Source organism: Novosphingobium sp., from assembly GCF_036733805.1.
Classification (GTDB): domain Bacteria; phylum Pseudomonadota; class Alphaproteobacteria; order Sphingomonadales; family Sphingomonadaceae; genus Novosphingobium.
Genome location: NZ_DAIMZT010000087.1, coordinates 1 through 3066, shown reverse-complemented (window position 1 = coordinate 3066; position 3066 = coordinate 1). Strand labels below are relative to the sequence as shown.

The following is a 3066-nucleotide window of genomic DNA, read 5'->3' as shown; positions in this document are numbered from 1 at the left end:
GGTGACGCCGGACGCGGCGGCGATGACTTTTGCGGGTCAGGCGAAAATTTCGATCGAGGTTCTGAAGCCGGTGAAAGCGATCACGCTTCAGGCGGCGGACCTGGCGATCGGCAAGGTCGCGCTCATTTCCGGCGGCGGCAAGGCGGGTGCGGGCAAAGTCTCGGTCGACGCCAAGTCCCAGACCGCCAGCTTCACGTTTGGCGATACGATCGCGCCGGGCCGCTATACGCTGGCGATCGACTACGGCGGCAAGATCAATACCCAGGCATACGGCCTCTTCGCGCTCGATTATGATGCTGCGGACGGAACCCGGAAACGCGCGCTCTATACCCAGTTCGAAAATTCGGATGCGCGCCGCTTCGTGCCTTCGTGGGACGAGCCGTTCTACAAGGCGACATTCAGGCTGAAGGCCATCGTGCCGTCCGATGAGATGGCGGTAAGCAATCTGCCGATCACCTCGCGCGTGCCTGCAGGCGAAGGCAGGACGCTTGTGACTTTCGGCACCAGCCCGAAGATGTCGACGTACTTGTTGTTCTTCGGGCTGGGCGATTTCGAGCGGGCGACAACTCGGGCGGCGGGCACGGAGATCGGCGTCATCGCCAAGCGGGGCAGCCTGTCGCAGGCGGAATATGCGCTGAACGAATCCGCGAAGATATTACCCTGGTACAACTCCTATTTCGGCACGCCTTATCCCTTGCCCAAGCTGGATAATATCGCGGCGCCGGGCCGCAGCCAGTTCTTTGGCGCGATGGAGAACTGGGGCGCCATCTTCACTTTCGAGAATGCACTGCTGCTTGATCCGAAGATTGCCTCCAACCGTTCACGCAAGCTGATCTTCACGGACGCCGCGCATGAAATGGCGCACCAGTGGTTTGGCGATCTGGTGACCATGTCGTGGTGGGATGACCTTTGGCTTAACGAGGGCTTTGCCTCATGGATGGAGGGGCGCGCGACCGCGCATTTCCATCCCGAGTGGCATCCGGAGCTGGACGGCGTAGAGGCGCGCGAAGGCGCCATGGCTCAGGACGCGCTGGTTACGACGCATCCGGTGATTCATCATGTGGACACCGTGGAAGAGGCCAGTCAGGCATTCGACAATATCACGTACAACAAGGGCGAGGCGGTGATCGGCATGTTGGAAGCCTATACCGGCTCCGACAACTGGCGGGCCGGTGTGCGCAGCTACATGAAGCGCCACGCTTACGCCAATACCGTGACGGATGATCTATGGCGGGAGATGGAGGCTGCCTCGGGCAAGCCGATAGCGCAAATCGCGCACGATTTCACGCTGCAGCCGGGCATTCCGCTAGTCAAGGTGTCAGGCAGATGCGCGAGCGGGGTTACGCGGCTTGCGCTTGAGCAAGGCGAATTTACGCGGGACCGGTCAGGCAAGACACCGCTGTCCTGGCATGTCCCTGTCGCCGCCGCGGCGATCGGCGGTGCGCCTTCCGAAGTTCTCCTGACGGGGCGTGGCACGCTTGATGTGCAGGGCTGCGGTGCGATAATCGCCAATGTCGGGCAGACCGGCTATTACCGCGTGCTATATACCCCGGAGCTGTTCGGCGCGATCGGCCGGTCCTTCGGGCGATTGGCGCCGGTGGACCAGATGGGTGTCCTGAACGATGCGATCGCGCTTGGCTTCGCGGGGCAGCAGCCGATGTCGGATATGCTGGATCTGGCCCGGAACCTTCCTTCCGACAGCCAGGCGCAAGTGATCGAAGCGGCGGCGGGGCTGATCGATACGCTGCATTCCTACGCAAAGGACGCGCCTCACCGCGAGGCGGGCCTGACCCGACTGGCCGCGGCCCGGTTTCTGCCGGTGCTGGAGAGGCTGAGCTGGTCTCCGAAAGCGGGGGAGCCAGTGACGGACGAGGATTTGCGAAGCTCGTTGATCCGCATCCTTGGCCAAGTGGGAGAACCATCAGTGATAGCCGAAGCGCGACAGCGCTTCGTGGGCTCGGCCGGCGATCCGGCCGCCATAGATCCCTCAGTGCGCAAGGCGATCCTGTCCGTTGTGGCGCAACACGCCGATCAGGCCACCTGGGACAAGCTGCGGGCCATGGCGCAAGCGGAGACTTCGGCGCAAGTAAAGGCGTATCTCTATGCGCTGTTGGGCGCGACCGGGAGCGCCGATCTGGCGGACCAGGCGTTGGCGCTGGCGCTTACGGACGAACCAGGCGCGACGAGCAGCGCGGAGATTATCCGTTCGGTCTCCGGCGAGCATCCCGAGAAAGCTCTGGACTTTGTGCTGGTGCATTACGATGCGGTGATGAGCAAGCTTGATAGCTCGGCGGGGACGCGGTTCGTGGCGCGGCTGGCCAGCGGCAGCCTCGATCCGGCTACTATCACCAAGTTGGAAGCTTACGCCCGCGAGCGGTTGTCCGTGGAGGCACGGCGGCCGACGGACGAGGCGATCGCGACAATCAGGTATCGGCTGACAGTCCGTAACGAGCGCATGGGCGCCGTCGACCTTTGGCTGAAAAACGCCGGTTACTGAAGGCGAACGTTCGCCAGCAAATGGAATTGACCCGGCGGGCTGGTGTGCCCGCCGGGTGCTTTCGGGACCTGGTTCGGGTCTCGCTGGGGGACTATTTCAACAGGCTCAGGACGTTCTGTTGCGCCTGGTTGGCCTGTGCGATCATCGCGGTGGAAGCCTGCGAGAGGATCTGCGCTTTGGCCATCGACGTGGTTTCCACCGAGTAATCGGCGTCCTCGATCCGCGAACGCGCGTCCGACAGGTTCGTCACGTTGCTGGTCAGGTTGGTGATGACCGATTCCAGGCGGTTCTGGCCGGCGCCCAGCGAGGCGCGGGTGGCGTTGAGGTCTACCAATGCGGTATCGACGTTGCCGATTGTGGTTGCGGCGGCTGTGGTCGTGGAGACGTCGAGCGCCGTAGTGGTGATCTTGGTGCCGTCGATCGCGGTCGAGGTCAGCGTGACCTTCTCGCCTGCGTTGCCGCCGGTCTGGATGTCGAACGTGACGTCGGCGCCCGAGGTGGTCGAGAACAAGGCGTTGCCGTTGAACTTGGTCTGCGTCAGCACGTCGCTGACCTGCTGCGTGAGCGCG

General features: G+C 63.2%; 2 protein-coding genes. One reads left to right on the top strand and one right to left on the bottom strand.

From position 1 onward, the window contains the following. Positions 1–2497 (top strand): M1 family metallopeptidase (locus tag V7D69_RS14595; RefSeq protein WP_333606161.1); only part of this gene is annotated, 2497 nt, incomplete at its 5' end. Between the two features lie 91 nt (positions 2498–2588). Here V7D69_RS14595 and V7D69_RS14590 read toward each other — a convergent pair. Beyond that, a partial coding sequence (locus V7D69_RS14590) for a flagellin (RefSeq protein WP_333606160.1) occupies positions 2589–3066 on the bottom strand: 478 nt, incomplete at its 5' end.